Source organism: Glutamicibacter sp. FBE19 (assembly GCF_015524875.1).
Taxonomy (GTDB): domain Bacteria; phylum Actinomycetota; class Actinomycetes; order Actinomycetales; family Micrococcaceae; genus Glutamicibacter; species Glutamicibacter halophytocola.
The window spans coordinates 368,149-384,213 of the sequence record NZ_JACKQN010000001.1 but is presented as its reverse complement, the minus strand read 5'-3'; the positions used below and the strand labels follow the sequence as shown (position 1 = coordinate 384,213).

The window sequence follows — 16,065 nt, the reverse complement described above, 5'->3', positions numbered from 1 at the left end:
CAGCAGCCAGCGTCCTAGCTAGTGGCCCAAGCGCATCCAGGCGGTTCCCCGGGCGCGCACCCACAAGGTGATCCCGCGGGAAGCCATGAATCCCAGCGCAAAGGCCACCCAGATCCACCAGATTGCCGCGCGCGGATCGCTGGTGAAGGCCAGGACCGCCCAGAGCATCGGAGCGTAGACCGCCAGATTCACCACGCTGGCCAGGCCCAGGTAGCGGGCATCCCCGGCGCCGATCAGCACCCCATCGAGCACGAAGACCAGTCCGCACAGCGGCTGGGACAAAGCCAGCACCCACAGGCCCACGGTGGTCAGCTCGCGGATCTGCTCGTTGGGGGTGAACATCATCGGGAAGACCCATGACGTGGCGAGCAGCAGCAGGCCGGTGGCCACGCCGAAATAGATTCCCCAGCGGCTCATGATGCCGGTGAGCTTGCGGACCCGCACCGCATCCCCGCGCCCCAGCTCCTGGCCGATCATCGCTTGGGCCGCAATGGCCAGCGCATCCAGCGCAAAAGCCAGGAAGCTGAAGATGGTGAAGACCAGCTGATGGGCTGCCAGGGTCTGGGTTCCGGAGCTGGTGGCGACAAAGACGGTCAGCAGCAGGGCCGCGCGCATGGTCAGGTTGCGCAGCATCAGCCAGGACCCGACCTGGCCGGTGGAGATGAATCCGGCCCAGCTGGGAGCCAGCGCGATTCCTTGCTGGCGGATCCGTGGCAAGAGCATCCACAAATAGACCGCTGCCATGATCCACTGGGCGATCGATGTGCCTAGGGCGGCACCGGCCACGGACATGTTCGCCCCGTAGACCAGGGCGAAGTTCAGGACGATATTCAAGCCGAAACCGGCAGTGGCAACCACCAGAGGGGTCTTGGTATCCTGCATTCCGCGCAGGACGCCGGTGGCAGCCAATACCAGCAGCATCGCGGTCAGCCCCGGCAGCGAATAGTGGATGTAGTCCACCGCAAAATCCGTGGCCGGCCCCACAGAACCCATGGCCTGCACCAGGGGCCTGGCGGTGAGGTATCCCAGCACTGAGAGCACCACGCCCAGGACCACCGCGAACCACATGCCATCGCGTCCGGCGGCCATCGCCTGCCCGGGACGCCCCGCGCCAATCGCGCGGGCGACCGCAGGGGTGGTGGCATAGGCCAGGAAGATCATCAGCCCCACCGCGGTCTGCAGGACCGTGGTGCCCAGGGCAGCACCCGCCAATTCGTCCACGCCAAGGTGGCCGACGATAGCCGAATCAGCGAGCAAGAAGAGCGGCTCGGCGATCAGCGCGCCAAGGGCAGGAACTGCCAGGGCCAGGATCTGCCGGGAAATGTTCTTCGGGGAATCGGTGGGGGTTGAGGAACTCACGCTTCCCACTCTACGAAGCGCAAGGACGTTTCACCATTTAATATCGCTGGGCGAGATGCCTCAGGCAGATGCCGTCTACCGGATGGAGTAGAAACGCATTAGGTTGGAAGCAACCCAAGAGGCCGTGGGGACGCGGCCAGAAGGAGCAGCAGAGCCCATGAGCCAGGAGCACCTCGATCAGTGGCAGTGCGCAGGATGCGCCGTGGAGTTCCCGCCCGGCGCGCAGCCTGAGGGGCTGTGCCCGATCTGCGCCGACGAGCGCCAATACATTCCCGGAGGCACCCAACGCTGGATGCGGACCGGTGATCTGGTGGCGGACGGCCACGAGCTGACCCTCACGGAACTTGAACCCGGGCTGACGGCCATCGCTTCCCCGGAAATCGGCATTGGGCAAAGCGCCTTGCTGGTTCAGACCACCGGCGGCAATCTGCTCTTCGATGTTCCCGGGCTGATCACCGAGCAGATCATCGCCTGGCTGCAGTCCTGTGGCGGGTTGGCCGGGATCGTGGCCAGCCATCCGCACATGTACGGGGTGCAGCAGCAGTACAGCCAGGCATTTGGCGGCGTCCCGATCTACGTGGCACAGGCGGATGCCCGGTGGGTCCAATATTCATCTTCGGCGATCAAGCTCTGGAAGGATGCCTTTGAGGTCCTGCCCGGCATCACGCTGAAGCAATTGGGCGGGCATTTCCCTGGCAGCACCGTCGCCTGCTGGCAGGCCGGCGCCGATGGGCGTGGTGTGCTCTTGGCTGGAGATGCCATCTTCCCGGTGGCTGATGGCAACGTGACTTTTCTGCGCAGCTACCCCAACCGGATTCCGCTTTCGGCGCCCGTGGTGCGCCGCATGGCCAAGAGCTTGGAAGAGCTCGAATTTGACCGCCTCTACAACAACTTCGCCAGTTGCGTCCGCACGGATGCGCAGCAGATTGTCCAGTTTTCCGCGGATCGCTACGCCCGCTGGGTGTCGGGAGAATTCGACCATCTGACCTGATCTGGCCGGGATTTAAGATATTCCTCCTGCGGAATATCTAGGCTTTGCCCAATGACGGATCGCGTTTGGAGAGGAACGAGGCCAAGACCATCGCCACCGCCTGCAGCACGACCACCGAGAGCACCACGCTGCCCCACCCGTAGTGCATGAACGGGATGCCGATGAGCCATCCCAGCACCGAGGAACCGACGTAGTACAACAGGTTGTAGAGGCTCGATGCCTGGGCTCGCGCGCCTGAGGCGAGCACCGGAACCCAGCCGCTGGCCACCGCATGGGCCGCGAAGAAGCCCGCGGTGAAGACCAGCAGCCCGGCAACAATGACGACGAGATTGCCCGCAAGGGTCAAGGCCAGTCCCGCGGCGCTGCACAAGATGCTCAGGCGCAGCGTATTGCGGCGCCCAATTCTGGCCACCACCTTCCCGCTGGCCACCGAGGTGTAGGTGCCAGACAGATACGCCAAGAACACCAGGGCCGCGAGGGATGACGGGATGAGATAGGGAGGCGCTTCCAGCCGGAACGCCAGATAGTTGTAGACCGCGACGAAGCCGCCCATGAGCAAGAAGCCCTGGGCATAGACCAGAATCATCTTCCCGCGCAGCGCTTGGCCGAACTTCGCGGCGATCGCCTTGAGGTTCTGGTCCCGGATGGGTGCGAAGCCTTGGGCTGCGGGGGCTTTGAGCAAGAAGAACAGCGTGGCCAGTCCGGCCATGATGCTCACCGCCGCGATCCCCCAACGCCACCCCGCAGGCTCGCCAACGAAACTGGCCACCAGCCTTCCGGCCAGTCCGCCCAAGGTGGTTCCCGAGATGTAGGTGCCGCTGGCTACGGCCACGGCCCTGGGGCTGACCTCGTCCACGAGGAATGCCAGGGCAGATCCGGGTACCCCGGCCAGGGCGATGCCTTCAAAGAACCGGATGACAACGAGCGACTGGAACGTCGGCGACTGGGTGCTGAGCAGTCCCAGCAGTACCGAGGCGACCAGCGCCGCGCAGATGACCCTGCGCCGGCCAATCCGATCCGAGATAATGGCCCACGGCGTCACCGCAAGGGCCAGCCCCAAGGTCGCTGACGAGACCGCCAGCGCGGCTTGGGACGAGGTGATGCGGAAGTCATTGGAGATGACTGGCAGCAGCCCCTGCACTGCGTAGAGCTGGGAGAAAGTGGCCACGCCGCTGGCAAAGAGGGCCAGCAGCATGCCGCGGTAAGCAGGAGTGCGTGGTTCATGTCCGGCAAACGGCACTGCTTCAGGCTCCTGCAGGTAGTAGCGGGTAGAGAAGATAGACGACCAGCAGGGCAATGGTGTTATTCAGAACATGCAGCATGTAGGAGTAGGCCATCGACTTGCCACTGAGGATGTAGGCCAGGCCCATCGTGATGCCGAGCATGAAATAGGGGACGACTTCCAGCCAGGACCCGACGCCCGCGCCGACGAAGTGGATCCCCGCGAAGAGGACGGTGGAGAACAGCAGGCAAATCCAGATATTGAATTTGCGTGACAGCTTGCCGATCAGCAGGTGGCGGAAGAAGTATTCCTCGACAAACGGGCCAAAGAGCGCTGTGACGACCAGCATCACGGGCAGCGGCACGGTCGTGGCCATGCCTTCCAGGGCGGCTTGGTTTTCGCTGGTCACCACTTGGCCGGTGAGTCCTGCGATGATCGCGTTGACCATGATGGTCAGCAGCCAGCCTCCGGGCAGCATCAGCCACTTCGCCCACGGGTGGTAGCGCATGGTCTTGAAGGAATCGAAGAACTGCGGACCGCATTGGAACATCGCGAGAATGAAGAAGCCGACATACAGGATGAGGTTGATGCCGAAGAGCGCTTGCTCCTGGGTTTCGAACGCCGTCATGTAGCCCGGGACGAGCGCAATCAGCCCGGCTGCTCCCCCGATGAAGAAGACCAGGTAGGCCAGCATCGTCCACGCATCGCCCTTGCTGAACTTGCCGGCGTTGAAGACGCGTTGCCTGGGCCGTACAGCCATGTATCGAACTGGGTGCTCTGGCCATTGTTGCATGGTACAAGCCTAATGGGCTTGCCTATGGATTTGCCTCAACCGTGAGCGAGCAGACGTAGATCGCCGTCCCTGCCGGTGCCCAGGCGCTACAACGCCCGAGGGCGATCACTGCATGATCAGTGATCACCCTCGGGCGCAGAGAGCTGGCACTAGGCGCCAGAGAGGATCAGACCCTAGTTGCGGTCGAATCCTTCGCGGCCCTTGTCGACGAAGGCCGGGAACAAGACCTTGTAGCTGACACCGGCAATAGCCGCGCCAATAATCGGCGCGAGAATGAACAGCCAGACCTGGCCCAAGGCCTCAGGACCGGCAAACCAGGCTACGCCCAGCGAACGAGCGGGGTTGACCGAGGTGTTGGTGACCGGAATCGACACCAGGTGGATCAGGGTCAACGACAGGCCGATGGCAATCGGGGCAAAGCCCTTGGGCGCGCGCTCGTCGGTGGAACCCAGGATCACGTAGAGGAAAATAGCGGTGAGGACGATTTCAGCAACCAAGGCCGCAACCAGGGAATAGCCATCGGGTGAACGATCGCCGTAGCCGTTGGAGGCAAATCCTGAATCAACTGCGCTGAAGCCATCCTTGCCCGAGGCGATCCAGAACAGCACCGCGCCGGCCACCGAAGCGGCAATGATCTGCGTGACGATATAAGGTGCCACGTCTTTCCATGGGGTGCGGCCAGCGAAGGCGGTGCCCAGGGTGACCGCAGGATTGAAGTGCCCTCCGGAGATATGCCCGACGGCGTAGGCCATGACCAATACGGTCAAGCCGAAGGCCAAAGCGACGCCCATGAATCCGATCCCCATGTTGACGGATTCATCTGCCATGACTTTTGCCGCGAAAATGGCCGAACCGCAGCCACCAAAGACCAGCACAAAGGTGCCCAAGAATTCTGCCGAAAGTTTTGCGCCCACAGTAGGCACGGATGCATCAGACATGCTTTCTTTTCCTTTCCTCGATGAAAATATGCGAGTTCAAGGACAGCTTATGTCCTGACAGCCGGATTCGGGTAGACCTCAGACTATTTAATAGAACTCATTTGTCTTATTTTTCATCGGGGTTCATGCTGCTGTTCGATTTCCGCGCTTCGCCTAGGTTGGCTTTCATGGATGAAGGGCGCCGTTCAAACACGGCGGCCGCCGCAATGCCGACCACCACGCCCAGCAGATTTCCCATGGCGCAGTCCCACACCAGCTGTGATCCGATCTTCGGATTGGCCAATTGGAGCATCAAGATAATCAGCGGGGTGAAGAAGCTGAGGGCAAGACCGTAGTTTCGAGCCATATAGGCCTCGGTAGGGAACATCAGCAAGATGATCAAGCACCCGATCACCGGCTCGCTGGGCGCCAGGTAGCTGATTCCCAACAGCGCGCCAATGCCAGCCAGGGTACCGGCGAGCCGGTGAGCGCCTCGCCGCAAGCGCCCTCGGGCATTGCCAGCGGCCAGCGGAACGGCCGCCCCGGCCAGGATCCACTGGAGATGTTCCACGTGCAGCAAGATCCCGACAGCTCCAGCCAGGAAAATCACCAGCAGGTAGGTTCTTGCCCTGCGCAGGATGGCGGGCCAGGGAATCACCGTGGCGCCCCTCCTGCGTTCGCCCATGGCTTCAAATCGATCGGCTTGGCCGAGCAAAACGCTGAACAGCGCGGTCGCCACGAACGCAATCAGCCCATCCACTGCAGGCAGCTCCCCCACCGGCAAGGTCCCCAAAGCGCCAAAGGCAAAAAGCGGGAAGAAGGCTCCGCCTGGCTTGATCCCATATCGATCGGCGATCACCGAGCTGAAGGCTGACCAGAACATTCCTCCGGCAAGCAGCACCCACCCATGCAATCCCAGGGGAGCCATGGCGATCCCGCAGATTCCCGCGCAGAGCATCATGGCCGCCCCGAGCAGCTGGTTCTTCAGCCGCTGCCAACGATGCGGAGCGCGTCCGTACATTCCGACGATGGAGCCGAACACCGCGTAGGCGAGGAGGTCTGTTCTGCCCGTTGCCAGCAATACGCTGCCGGGGATCCCCAGGCCCAGGCCAACGCGAACTGCCGGACGGATCTCCGGGCTGTGCGCCATGGCAAAACGCTGCCAGTCAATCAATGAAGCGGGCTTCGGCGTGGACTTTCGGATGGCCGTGAGGAGCATCGTTGATCTGCCCATCGTCAGCGCAGCCCTGGGACCAGCGTGGCACCTGGCCGGTTGCCGCTTTCGCTTGGCCCCCGGAGCACTGAAGCGCTGCCTCGTTCCATTGATTTATCCCCGCCTCCTGTCGCATGCCCCGAGTCGGTCATGAGCTCGGGCCTGTTTCTAGGTTCAGGGATATGCCTTGATCAAATCCAACAATTAGATCCGATGATCCAATAAATATTAGTTATGAAGACTACTGGAAGCGCCATTAGTCGACGGAAAAATCTCAAAAATAATCTTCTGGAGCGCTCGCGTCATCAAAGTTAACGGATTGTCATCTTCCATCACCAGGGAAATCTGCGACGTGACCTGCGGATCATCCAGCCGGGTCAGCTCGATTCCGGGAAGGGTGCCCAGCGGAGGCAGCCACTGGCGCGGGACAATGCTGGCCCAATTTCCAGTTGACACATGCGCGAGCAGCGTGACTATCGAGTCGCATTCGATGCGCGGGGAGACTTCCAGGCCATGCTCGCTGAGCGTCTGGTCAAGCACTTGGCGTCCCCTCAGGGATGAGTCCAGAAGGCACAATGGCAGCTCCAAGGCTGAGCTCCATGGCACCACCGCGTCTTGGGCGAGCACACCCGTCGCGGTGAGCAGCACATGCTCCTCTGCATAGAGCGGATAGACCAGCAGCCCGGCCACGTCCTGCGGCTCCGCATAGATCAGCCCCGCGTCCAGCTCATAGTTCCTGATCTGGCGGACAATCTCTTCCGACCGGAGGCTGGCCTGGACATTGATGCCCACTTCCGGATAGGCCCGGGCAAATTTGTCGGTGAGCGTTGCGACCGTGGAAGAGGCGGCAGGAACGGTGCCGATGCGCAAGGTTCCATTGAGCCCATGCTGGTAATGGGCAATTTCCTGTTTCAGCGATTCGTGGTCTTTCAGGAGCTTTCGAGCCCATTTGAGCACGGTCTGCCCTTCAACGGTCAAGCTCTGGAAGGCATGGCTGCGCCTGACCAGTGACGCTCCCAGTTCCTTTTCAAGTTTTCGGATGCCTTCGGACAAAGCTGGCTGGGAGACCGCGCATTCCTCGGCTGCCCGGGCAAAGTGCCCTTCATTGGCCAGCGCCACCAGATATTCCAACTGTCTAAGCATCATGATCACATTGCATCATCATCCGCGGAAAGATGCGCTATTGGTGACCTGGTCGCGCACTTTGGCGGCTTCTGAAACCCCTGGCCGAGCACGGCAAAGGCCCCGGATTCCGGCAGGAATGAACTGCCAGAACCCGGGGCCTCCAGGGAGGAAAACTACTCGGTTTCCTCCTTGGCCTCCGGTGCCAAATCGGAAGCCACCGGAGCTCCAGCGGACACCGCGGCCACCGCTGCGGTATCCGGATTCGCATCCACGTCCTCGGCTGGACCAGCAAACTGCGACTGGTACAAGCGGTAGTAGGCGCCCTGGGTCTTCAGCAGATGCTCGTGGTTGCCCTGCTCGACGATCTTGCCCGCTTCCATCACCAGAATGGTGTCGGCATCGCGGATCGTCGAAAGGCGGTGGGCAATCACGAAGCTGGTGCGATCGCTGCGCAATGCGGCCATCGCCTGCTGCACCAGCAACTCGGTGCGCGTATCCACCGAGCTGGTGGCCTCGTCGAGAATCAGCAGGGAAGGGTTGGCCACGAACGCACGGGCGATCGTGATCAGCTGCTTCTCGCCGGCCGACACGTTGGTGCCTTCTTCATCGATGATGGTGTCATAGCCATCGGGCAGGGCACGCACGAAACGATCCACGAAGGTTGCCTTGGCAGCCTCGATGACTTCCTCATCGGTGGCATCCAGCCGTCCGTAGCGGATATTCTCCATGATGGTGCCGCCAAAGAGCCACGCATCCTGGAGCACCATGCCCACCTTGGAACGCAAATCAGCACGCGAGAGCTGGGTGATGTCATGGTTATCCAGCATGATCTTCCCCGAGTTCAACTCGTAGAAGCGCATCACCAGGTTCACCAAGGTGGTCTTGCCGGCACCGGTCGGACCGACAATCGCCACCGTGTGGCCAGGGTCCGCATCAAAGGACAGGTCCTCGATCAGCGGCTTGTCCGGGGTGTAGGAGAAGGACACGTTCTGGAAGGACACATGGCCATCGGTGCGCTCAGGCAGGGTTGCCTGGGCGTCCTCTGGATCCTGTTCCTCGGCGTCCAGCAGCTCGAAGGTCCGCTCTGCCGAGGCCACGCCGGACTGCAGCATATTCGCCACGCCGGCGATCTGGCCCAGCGGCTGGGTGAACTCGCGCGAGTACTGGATGAAGGCCGTGGCATCGCCAAGGCTCATCGCACCCGAAGCCACGCGCAGGCCACCCACGACGGCGATGCCGACGTAGGAGAGGTAGGACACGAAGTTCATCACTGGCATGATCATGCCGGAAACGAACTGGGCACCGAAGCTGGCTTTGTACAGCTCTTCGTTGCGGGCGGTGAAGCGATCAACCATGTCCTCTTCGCGGCCGAAGACCTTCATCAGCTCGTGGCCCGAGAAGGATTCCTCGATCTGGCCGTTGAGCGCTCCGGTGTTCTTCCACTGCGCGGTGAACAGCTTCTGAGCCCTGGAGCCGATGACACCGGCGGCAATACCGGACAGCGGCAAGGCAACCAAGGCAATCAGGGCCATTTGCCAGGACACCACGAACATCATGATGACAATGCCGATGACCGTCATGATGGACTGCACCAGTTGGCTCAAGGCCTGCTGCAGCGCATTTTGGATATTATCCACATCGTTGGTCACGCGCGAGAGCACATCTCCGCGCTGGCGGGTATCGAAGTAGTTCAGCGGCAGGCGGTTGAGCTTGTCCTCGACGTCCTTGCGCAGGTTGTAGACCACGCGCATGACCAGCTTGTTCAGCAGCCAGCCCGAAGCCCAGGAGAAGACCGACGCCACGAAGTACATCGAAAGGACAATCAGGATGAACTGCGAGAGCTGGGTGAAGTCGATGCCCTGTCCGGGCACAAAATCGACCTTCGAGAGCATGTCCGCCTGGGTGCCCTGCCCCGAGTCGCGCAGCTGCTGGATGACAACATCGGCCGGCGTCCCGGCAGGGATGTTCTTGCCGATCAAGCCGGCAAAGATCACGTCCATGGCCTTGCCCAGAACACGCGGGGCAATCACCGACAGCACTACGTATACGGTGATCAGCGCGAACACCAGGACCATGCCCCACTTGTACGGGGACATCAGGCCGACAAGGCGCTTGGCCGATGGCCAGAAGTGCTCTGCCTTGCGCGCTGGAGCACCACCGCTCCAGTCATCGGCACCGGCGGCTACTTCAAATTCGTCAATTGCGGCCAGCTCGCTATCAAGCTGCTCCGGCTGCGCATTTTTCTGTTTCTTCGCCACTTAGGCCACCTCCTCCACGCTCAGCTGGGACGTCACGATTTCCTGGTAGGTTTCCGAGGATTCCAGCAGTTCTTCGTGGGTTCCCCGGGCCACGATTTCGCCGTGGTCCAGAACCAGGATCTGATCTGCCTCGGTAATCGTGGAGACACGCTGGGCCACGATGATGACCGCCGCGTCCTTGGTTGGTTCAGCCAAAGCTGCACGCAGCTTGGCGTCGGTGTTCACATCCAAGGCCGAGAAGGAATCATCAAAAAGATAGGTCATCGGCTTGGCGGCCAAGGCGCGGGCAATGCAGAGCCGCTGGCGCTGGCCGCCCGAGACGTTGGTGCCGCCCTGCGAGATGGTGGATTCAAGCTGGCCTTCGCGGTCGGTGACAAAGTCGGTTGACTGCGCGATATCCAATGCTTCCCACAGTTCTTCGTCGCTGGCATCCTGCGCGCCGAAGCGCAGGTTGCTGGCGATGGTTCCGGAGAACAGGTAGGGGCGCTGTGGCACGGCGGAGATATTGCGCGAGATTGCTTCCCGGCCCAATTCCTTCAGCGGCACGCCGCCAATGAGGATCTCGCCTTCCGTCGCATCGTAGAGCCGCGGAATCAGATTCAACAGGGTCGTCTTGCCTGCACCGGTGGAACCGATAATGGCAGTGGTCTGTCCCGGCTTGGCGGTGAAGGAAATGCCCGAGAGCACCGGAGCTTCTGCCCCAGGGTAGCCGAAGGTCACGTCCTTGAATTCAACGGTGCCCGGTTCTGGAAGCAGAACCTCTCGGTCTGCCGCATCCTGCATCGACGGTTCGCTGTCAAGGACCTCGGAGATGCGGTCGGCCGAAACCATGGCGCGGGGAATCATCATGGCCATGAAGGTGCCCATCATGACGGCCATCAGGATCTGCAGCATGTACTGCAGGAAGGCGGTCAGGGCGCCGACCTCCACATCGCCGTTGTCCACGCGGTGGCCGCCGAACCAGAGCACTGCCGCCGTGGACAGGTGCAGGATCATGGTGATGGCAGGGAACATCAAGACGAACAGGTTGCCGACCTTCACGCCGAGGTCGGTCAGCTTCTGGTTGGCATCGTCATAGCGTTCGGTCTCGTGGTTCTCGCGCACAAAGGCGCGGACCACGCGGATGCCGGTGATCTGCTCGCGCAGCACTCCGTTGATTCCATCGATGCGGGTCTGCATCTCGCGGAACAGCGGCATCAGCTTAATGACCAGCAGGCCGACCACGATCAGCACCAGGGGCACCGAAACCCAGACGAGCCAGGACAAACCTGGGTCCTCGCGGATGGCCATCACCACGCCGCCGACGGACATGATCGGAGCGTTGATCATGAAGTTCAGCGCCATCAGGGTGAGCATCTGGATTTGCTGCACGTCGTTGGTGCCGCGGGTGATCAAGGTGGCAGCGCCGAACTTGTTCACGTCCTGGGCCGAGAAGGTGGAGACCTTCTCGAAGACCGACTGGCGGATGTCGCGGCCGACGCTCATGGCGGTCTTGGCCCCGAAGTACACGGCGGCCACAGCGGTGGCCACCTGCACGAGAGCCACGATTAGCATGAGCCCGCCGGTGCGCCAGATGTAGTCGACGTCGGCGCTCACGACACCCACGTCAATGATCTTGGCGTTGAGGCTTGGAAGGTAAAGAGTGGCCATGGTGGTGGCCAGCTGCAAAATGATAACGGCAATAATCCAGCCCGTATAGGGCTTGGAATGTTTCAAGATGAGCTTGAGAAGCATGTGGAAAATCCTCGCTGGCATCAGGCTCTCCGGCACCAGGCCACTTCGGATTAAGGGCGCGGTGATTGAAGGGCGATTGCCAGTCTAGCGCCGGGTCCCGACAAGTAGAATCATCCTGGCGATTGATTTTCCCCATTCATTGATTAACTTCACATGAACCGCATGATTCCTGGGCTCTCGCGAAGCTGGCGGTGCAGCTGATGTGGCCCGCTGATCACCCGCCAACGCCGCCGCCGAGGTGTCGGATCAGGATCAGCGATCCTTCTCGGTGCAAATGCAGAAGCGGTTGCCCTGCCGGTCCGTGGCCACGACAAAGCTTGGTGCTGATTCGTGGTCTAGCTCGGCCTGCTGCTTCTGGAGCTCATCCAGGATTTTCTGGCTGTCGGAATACGCTCCCCAGATGTCCAAGTGCAGTCGATTGGGGTTTGGCGTTGTGGTGTGCTGGAACCAGATGGCTGGCAGGCGATGGTTTGGATCCACCAGGCTGCCATCGCTTGCGATCTTGTAGCCCAACCCCGCAGCCCATTGGGAGCTGATGGCTTCCTGGTCTTCGGTGTCGATGGCGATTTCAACAACACCGATCAGTTCCGTATGCGCGGCGACACCTAGCGCCTCGGCGCGCTCGGAGATCTTTGCGGCCAGCGCGATATCGCGGGTGGTGACCTGGCCACCAGCGTCATGGGAAGTGGTGGTGACGAAGACCTTGTTGTACCGCCAGTCGACGTCAGGGTGATGCTGGTCCAGTTCGGCGGCGCTGGCAATCTCGTTCACCAGCTCGATGGCCATCGCCGAGGTCTTGGCCTGGAAAACCGCGGCGATGGCCCCGGGCACTTCGCGCCAGTGCGGCAGGTCCTTGAGGTAATCGCTGATTTGCTGCTTGTCGAGCACGTCCTGGTTGTTCATGTTTTCTCCCTCCTCATGCCACGGTGGCACTATCTGCTGGCCGGCTCAAGCCCCTGACCCAAACGCACAGGTTCTCCCCGCCGGGAGCGGCAGCTGTGATCTGGAAATCTCCTGTGAAGTGGGGTCCTGCCAGCGTTCAGCGCGATGGGTCGAACTAGCCTCGAATCAGCAGCGCAAGGAGGCCGGAATTCCATGCAGAACATCTACCAGGCCACGGTCGATGACTCGACCTTGGATGACATCACGGCAGAAGAGGACAACAAAGGGCGGCGCCGGCTCAGGTTGGCAACGCTGCTCGCGGTGGCTGCCCTCGTGCTCGTGGCCCTCCTTGGCGCCTTCGACCAGGAGAAGACCACCGGGCGGCGCGCCGGCAACCTCGATATCCAGGTGGAATATCCGTTGGTGGTGCGGGCCGGCAATGAAATCCAATTGCGGATAGCGCTCAGCTCGCCGCAGCCGCTGCCCGAAACGGTCAAGATTTCCATCAGCGAGGACTACCTCATGTTCTTCGAGGATTTCTCTGCTTTCCCGGAACCGGAATCGCAGTCAAGCCGAGGCGATGGCACGGTGGAATTCGAGGTGGCCCCGGCGAAAGGGGAACGCTCGATGGTGGCCACGCTGACCGGCCGTGCCTCGGACCAATGGAAACCGAAAACCATGGGGTCGCTGGGCATCACCGCTGATGACCTGCACACGAGCATTGACCTTGAAACCTGGAGGACTCCCTGATGGAAATTGTCATCCGCGCGGCCGTTGCGTTCATCATCCTGTGGCTGGTGACACGAGCCTCCGGCAGGTCCACCCTCGGCGAGCTCAGCTCCTTCGAGCTGATCCTCTTTGTTGTCCTGGGCGATCTGGTGCAACAGGGCATCACCATGGAAGATCGTTCGCTCACCGGCAGCCTGCTGGCGGTGTTCACCATGCTGGTTCTGGCTGCAGGACTGAACTATGCGAATATGCGCTGGCCGAAAGTGGGCAAGCTGATGCAGGGCCGGCCTATCGTGCTGATCCGCGATGGCGTGGTGGATCGCAAGGCCCTGCATAAGGAGCGCATCGGCCTGGATGAGCTGAGCATGCTGGCCCGGCAATCGGGCATCGAGAACTACGGCTCTGTCAGGCTGGCTATCCTGGAGGCCAGCGGCAAGATCTCCTTCTTCACCCAAGAGGCGAAGGCATAGCTCCAGCACGGAGGGAAGCTTGCCGCGCTACTGCTGATCCGGGGTCTGGCGCAGGTCAGGCAGGTTGGCCAGCCGTTGCGCGTCAATGCCCGCCCGGTCCTCCTCCGCCTCGTCATCCAGGGGAATCGGGTCGGCAATTCGCTGCTCATCGAGCGGTTCGGGGTTCAGCGCAAGCGGGTCATGGTCATTGTCGGCCAATACCTTCTCCACGCCATGCAAGGGATCCTCGGCATCCAGCGACTGGGGTGCATCCGACGAACCTTCTGCGGGCTGGCTGTTGCGGCCATCCAGTGGCTCCTCGGCGTCCAGCTCTTGGCGCACGTCGTCGAATTCGGGATTTTCCAGTGTCATCATTGTTCCTTTCCTTGATTTTCCCGGCGGCTAGTGCGCCGAGGAGAACATCTGGCATAGCTGCCTGGTGTCCATCAGCTTCTGCCGGTGCTGTTCCGCCATGAACTTCAGCGTGCTCTGCTCCAGGTCCGGCTCTGCGCAGGCAGTGGCATCGATGCCCAAGGCCACAGGCAGGTTCGCCGCAAATGCATCGGCCGCAGTGGCGGCGATGCAGGTGTCCAACGAGACTCCGGCCAGGGCAATGGATGTGGCCCGGTGCTGCGAGAGCAACGCGAGCAGCCCGGTGTTCCAGAAGGCGCTATCGCGATGCTTGATCACCTCAATGCTCAGGGATAAATCGAGCCCCTGAAGATTGGCTGCTTGCGGCGTTCCCTCGAAAAGATAGCCCTGGTCGTCCTCGAGCATCTTCAACGTCCAGGTCGACTTGTCTTCCTGGTGCACCGTGCGCACGTTGAGAACCAGGACCCCGGATGCGCGGGCGGCGGCGGCCAGCTGGTTGCAGTGCGACAGCATGCGCTCGCGCACCGCAGCCAGTTCCGGCGCTTCGAAAAATCCTTGCTGCAGGTCGATCAGCACCAGGGCAGGTCGGGTGAAATCGCTGGTAGCGCCCATCTCAGGTGTTCCCCGCGCCATGCTGGCTGCGCGCGGTGGATCGCCGGCAGCGCTTGGCCCGGCAAGCTGGCATCAATAACCTCCTGCGTTGCGGCGACCGCCAGCATCCTAGCGTTCGGCCTCGTCTTCGTTCTGCCCGGCTTCGTACTGGTCCTGGATCGAATCGTCGAGCTCAGGGTCTGCTCCGGCCACCGGCTCGGTGTGCGGCGGCTGCGGTCCGGGCTGGGCATTTCCCTGTTCCACGTCGTCCTCGGAGCCATCGGCTTGTGCGGGAAGATGCTCGTCGTCAGGCTGGCCGGCTGGCCAGGTCTTTTCCACCAGGTCCTTGTCCGGATCCTTCAAGCGCTCTGTGGCATGCCCGATCAGGTCTTTTGCCTTGTCCAGAATTCCCATGGTCCTTCTCCTTTGCCGGATTATTTGCTTGCTCTTCTAACGGGTACCAGCTTCAGCGGTCCGCGGTACATGCTTAATCAGCTGTTGCCAGCCACGCGGCGGATGCTCCGGCCCACCAAGCCCGGCACACCGGGCACCTGGCGGAAGGTTTCCCTTCGCGCTGGCCTCCCGAGGTGTTCGTTCGCGGAGGTCATGGTGCTGGCTCTCCCGCCAGCGCCGGGTCACACGCCATTCGCGTCGGTTCCCCCTCGCGGGTGATCCACGCTGCTGCGACCGCGCAGGGCCCGATACAGGCCGTAGAGGAACACCAGTGCACCCCAGCCGACGACGATCCATAAGGGCCCGGAGGTGCTGTCCGGCGCTGCCACCACGGCATAGACGGCGAATCCTGCCGCCAGCAGCCCGCCGATGACCATCAGCCAAAGCCCGGGACGAGGACGATTCCTATTGATCTGGTTTTCCTGCATGGCATTTCCTTCCCTGCATCAAGCGGCTTATCCGGCATCGAAGCGATCTTCGTCTTCCCCGGTGTGTTCTTTGTCTTCATCATTGATGTGGCCTGCGCGGACCACCTGCTCGTCGTTTTCCTCGGGTTCCAGGTTCTCCGGATTCTCGTGATCAGCCATGGTCCTGCCTTTCTCTGCGTGAATGGGCTAGGAATTGCGCAATGCGTCGATCAGTTCTGCCTTGCGCATCTTCGAGCGGCCCTCGATGCCAATTTCCTTGGCCCGTGATTGCAGCTCCTGAACGGTCCAGCTTTCGTACTCGCCGGATTTTCCGCCGCGCTTGCCAACCGCCGAACGCCCGTCCCGGGCCGCGGCATTGGCGATCCGCGCTGACTTCGCCTTGGAGTTTCCCTCGTCGCGCAGTTCTTCGTAGAGTTCTTCGTCCTTGATCCTGCTCTTTGATTCGCTGGCCATTCTCATCCTCCTTGCTGGCGGGTGGAACCCTACCGTAGGCATTAACCCGCAGCCGAGGACAGCGGCCCCCTGAGTCTTTGCGCTAAATCCCAGACT

The 16,065-nt window shown here is 61.6% G+C and carries 18 protein-coding genes; 3 read left to right on the top strand and 15 right to left on the bottom strand.

Annotated elements, in window-relative coordinates; translation table 11 throughout:
- Positions 1-18: 18 nt before the first annotated feature.
- Positions 19-1,359: an MATE family efflux transporter gene (locus H6F58_RS01710; protein WP_195180957.1), complete on the bottom strand. Its 1,341-nt coding sequence runs from the start codon at positions 1,357-1,359 to the stop codon at positions 19-21.
- Positions 1,360-1,516: 157 nt separating this feature from the next.
- On the opposite strand from H6F58_RS01710, the gene H6F58_RS01705 reads away from it, so the two are divergent.
- Positions 1,517-2,350, top strand: coding sequence for a hydrolase (locus tag H6F58_RS01705; protein ID WP_206693385.1), 834 nt, complete (start codon positions 1,517-1,519; stop codon positions 2,348-2,350).
- A gap of 37 nt (positions 2,351-2,387) precedes the next feature.
- On the opposite strand, the gene H6F58_RS01700 is transcribed toward H6F58_RS01705, so the two are convergent.
- The 8 genes from H6F58_RS01700 to H6F58_RS01665 form a co-directional block, all read right to left on the bottom strand.
- Positions 2,388-3,590, bottom strand: coding sequence for an MFS transporter (locus H6F58_RS01700; RefSeq protein WP_195180956.1), 1,203 nt, complete (start codon positions 3,588-3,590; stop codon positions 2,388-2,390).
- A gap of 4 nt (positions 3,591-3,594) precedes the next feature.
- On the bottom strand, positions 3,595-4,365 hold the full coding sequence (locus H6F58_RS01695) for a type II CAAX endopeptidase family protein (RefSeq protein WP_195180955.1): 771 nt from the start codon (positions 4,363-4,365) through the stop codon (positions 3,595-3,597).
- 173 nt (positions 4,366-4,538) lie between these two features.
- Positions 4,539-5,303, bottom strand: a complete 765-nt coding sequence (gene aqpZ / locus H6F58_RS01690; RefSeq protein ID WP_060702834.1) for an aquaporin Z — start codon at positions 5,301-5,303, stop codon at positions 4,539-4,541.
- A gap of 106 nt (positions 5,304-5,409) precedes the next feature.
- Entirely contained in the window at positions 5,410-6,516 is a 1,107-nt protein-coding gene (locus H6F58_RS01685) for an FUSC family protein (protein ID WP_195180954.1), read from the bottom strand.
- A gap of 207 nt (positions 6,517-6,723) precedes the next feature.
- On the bottom strand, positions 6,724-7,641 hold the full coding sequence (locus H6F58_RS01680; protein WP_195180953.1) for a LysR family transcriptional regulator: 918 nt from the start codon (positions 7,639-7,641) through the stop codon (positions 6,724-6,726).
- Positions 7,642-7,793: 152 nt separating this feature from the next.
- Positions 7,794-9,830 carry an ABC transporter ATP-binding protein gene (locus H6F58_RS01675; RefSeq protein ID WP_206693423.1) on the bottom strand — a complete coding sequence of 679 codons (2,037 nt, stop codon included), beginning with the start codon at positions 9,828-9,830 and terminating at the stop codon, positions 7,794-7,796.
- A 48-nt stretch (positions 9,831-9,878) separates the two neighbouring features.
- Positions 9,879-11,612, bottom strand: coding sequence for an ABC transporter ATP-binding protein (locus H6F58_RS01670; protein WP_195180952.1), 1,734 nt, complete (start codon positions 11,610-11,612; stop codon positions 9,879-9,881).
- 252 nt (positions 11,613-11,864) lie between these two features.
- Positions 11,865-12,515: a 4a-hydroxytetrahydrobiopterin dehydratase gene (locus H6F58_RS01665; protein ID WP_195180951.1), complete on the bottom strand. Its 651-nt coding sequence runs from the start codon at positions 12,513-12,515 to the stop codon at positions 11,865-11,867.
- A gap of 192 nt (positions 12,516-12,707) precedes the next feature.
- Here H6F58_RS01665 and H6F58_RS01660 point away from each other — a divergent pair, with 192 nt between their 5' ends.
- Positions 12,708-13,244: a hypothetical protein gene (locus H6F58_RS01660; protein WP_195180950.1), complete on the top strand. Its 537-nt coding sequence runs from the start codon at positions 12,708-12,710 to the stop codon at positions 13,242-13,244.
- Positions 13,244-13,693 carry a YetF domain-containing protein gene (locus H6F58_RS01655; protein WP_146276627.1) on the top strand — a complete coding sequence of 150 codons (450 nt, stop codon included), beginning with the start codon at positions 13,244-13,246 and terminating at the stop codon, positions 13,691-13,693. The genes H6F58_RS01660 and H6F58_RS01655 overlap by 1 nt, the downstream gene beginning before the upstream one ends.
- Before the next feature lie 27 nt (positions 13,694-13,720).
- Here the strand turns inward: H6F58_RS01655 and H6F58_RS01650 are convergent, their stop codons facing one another.
- The 6 genes from H6F58_RS01650 to H6F58_RS01630 form a co-directional block, all read right to left on the bottom strand.
- Positions 13,721-14,047, bottom strand: a complete 327-nt coding sequence (locus tag H6F58_RS01650) for a hypothetical protein (protein ID WP_146276629.1) — start codon at positions 14,045-14,047, stop codon at positions 13,721-13,723.
- Positions 14,048-14,074: 27 nt separating this feature from the next.
- Positions 14,075-14,656, bottom strand: coding sequence for an isochorismatase family protein (locus H6F58_RS01645; protein WP_195180949.1), 582 nt, complete (start codon positions 14,654-14,656; stop codon positions 14,075-14,077).
- Between the two features lie 108 nt (positions 14,657-14,764).
- The gene (locus H6F58_RS01640) at positions 14,765-15,049 is read right to left on the bottom strand and encodes a hypothetical protein (protein ID WP_195180948.1); all 285 of its coding nucleotides are present in this window, start codon (positions 15,047-15,049) and stop codon (positions 14,765-14,767) included.
- Positions 15,050-15,270: 221 nt separating this feature from the next.
- On the bottom strand, positions 15,271-15,516 hold the full coding sequence (locus H6F58_RS01635; protein WP_146276633.1) for a hypothetical protein: 246 nt from the start codon (positions 15,514-15,516) through the stop codon (positions 15,271-15,273).
- 27 nt (positions 15,517-15,543) lie between these two features.
- Complete coding sequence (locus H6F58_RS18275; protein WP_257745549.1) at positions 15,544-15,675, bottom strand: hypothetical protein; 132 nt, start codon at positions 15,673-15,675, stop codon at positions 15,544-15,546.
- Positions 15,676-15,702: 27 nt separating this feature from the next.
- Positions 15,703-15,969 carry a Rho termination factor N-terminal domain-containing protein gene (locus tag H6F58_RS01630; protein ID WP_195180947.1) on the bottom strand — a complete coding sequence of 89 codons (267 nt, stop codon included), beginning with the start codon at positions 15,967-15,969 and terminating at the stop codon, positions 15,703-15,705.
- Positions 15,970-16,065: the final 96 nt, after the last annotated feature.

What these genes read in the sequence shown, in the direction of transcription:
- H6F58_RS01705 (WP_206693385.1), top strand. Translation starts at nt 1,517, where the DNA reads ATGAGCCAGGAGCACCTCGATCAGTGGCAGTGCGCAGGATGCGCCGTG.
- H6F58_RS01695 (WP_195180955.1), bottom strand. Translation starts at nt 4,365, where the DNA reads ATGCAACAATGGCCAGAGCACCCAGTTCGATACATGGCTGTACGGCCC.
- aqpZ (WP_060702834.1), bottom strand. Translation starts at nt 5,303, where the DNA reads ATGTCTGATGCATCCGTGCCTACTGTGGGCGCAAAACTTTCGGCAGAA.
- H6F58_RS01685 (WP_195180954.1), bottom strand. Translation starts at nt 6,516, where the DNA reads ATGGGCAGATCAACGATGCTCCTCACGGCCATCCGAAAGTCCACGCCG.
- H6F58_RS01680 (WP_195180953.1), bottom strand. Translation starts at nt 7,641, where the DNA reads ATGATGCTTAGACAGTTGGAATATCTGGTGGCGCTGGCCAATGAAGGG.
- H6F58_RS01670 (WP_195180952.1), bottom strand. Translation starts at nt 11,612, where the DNA reads ATGCTTCTCAAGCTCATCTTGAAACATTCCAAGCCCTATACGGGCTGG.
- H6F58_RS01665 (WP_195180951.1), bottom strand. Translation starts at nt 12,515, where the DNA reads ATGAACAACCAGGACGTGCTCGACAAGCAGCAAATCAGCGATTACCTC.
- H6F58_RS01660 (WP_195180950.1), top strand. Translation starts at nt 12,708, where the DNA reads ATGCAGAACATCTACCAGGCCACGGTCGATGACTCGACCTTGGATGAC.
- H6F58_RS01655 (WP_146276627.1), top strand. Translation starts at nt 13,244, where the DNA reads ATGGAAATTGTCATCCGCGCGGCCGTTGCGTTCATCATCCTGTGGCTG.
- H6F58_RS01650 (WP_146276629.1), bottom strand. Translation starts at nt 14,047, where the DNA reads ATGATGACACTGGAAAATCCCGAATTCGACGACGTGCGCCAAGAGCTG.
- H6F58_RS01645 (WP_195180949.1), bottom strand. Translation starts at nt 14,656, where the DNA reads ATGGGCGCTACCAGCGATTTCACCCGACCTGCCCTGGTGCTGATCGAC.
- H6F58_RS01640 (WP_195180948.1), bottom strand. Translation starts at nt 15,049, where the DNA reads ATGGGAATTCTGGACAAGGCAAAAGACCTGATCGGGCATGCCACAGAG.
- H6F58_RS01635 (WP_146276633.1), bottom strand. Translation starts at nt 15,516, where the DNA reads ATGCAGGAAAACCAGATCAATAGGAATCGTCCTCGTCCCGGGCTTTGG.
- H6F58_RS18275 (WP_257745549.1), bottom strand. Translation starts at nt 15,675, where the DNA reads ATGGCTGATCACGAGAATCCGGAGAACCTGGAACCCGAGGAAAACGAC.
- H6F58_RS01630 (WP_195180947.1), bottom strand. Translation starts at nt 15,969, where the DNA reads ATGGCCAGCGAATCAAAGAGCAGGATCAAGGACGAAGAACTCTACGAA.